At 50.2% G+C, this 526-nt stretch carries 1 protein-coding gene; it reads right to left on the bottom strand.

The features are described from left to right. Positions 1 to 330 precede the first annotated feature (330 nt). Positions 331 to 526, bottom strand: a 196-nt coding sequence (locus tag JWJ90_RS22905) for a hypothetical protein (RefSeq protein WP_205229517.1), incomplete at its 5' end; no start/stop codon positions are given.

The raw sequence follows: 526 nt of genomic DNA, 5'->3' as shown, positions 1-526 counted from the left end.
GTCATGTGGTGCTGACTTGCCCGGTGACTCGGCCTTATATGCTGTTTCTGTCCGTCGGCTCATAGCTTTGCGCTCGGGCTTCCTTCAGACCCCTCCTCGCGGAGACGCCCTTGCCGTCGGCTAGTACCTTGGTATCGCTGCCAAAAGGCGGTGATTGGATTCTACGTACAGGGGACTTGCACCCCATAAGTTCACGCCCATGCCGGGCGTACACCAGCTAATGAACACGGACCGCAAAAAGGCCCCGGCATTGAAAATTAACAACCACGCATAAGGTTCAACAATAATTCCTCTTTAACCCATCGCATTTTGCGGCCGGTTATCACAACGTTATGCAACAAACGATGAAGCAAACTCTGTAAATTGACAATTGAACGGAGAAGATAATTGAGCAATACCCAGCCACGCCCGCTTTGAACCGGTTGCGTTTATAAATTTGCCATGAGGCGGTACTTGCGGGGGTAATTTCACCATTCTGAGGAAAAATCCCGAAGCACCGCTGTTGTTTTGTACCAAACTTTCTGAA

Origin of the sequence: Desulfobulbus rhabdoformis (assembly GCF_016919065.1) — a bacterium.
Classification (GTDB): domain Bacteria; phylum Desulfobacterota; class Desulfobulbia; order Desulfobulbales; family Desulfobulbaceae; genus Desulfobulbus; species Desulfobulbus rhabdoformis.
This window is presented reverse-complemented; position numbering and strand designations above follow the sequence as displayed.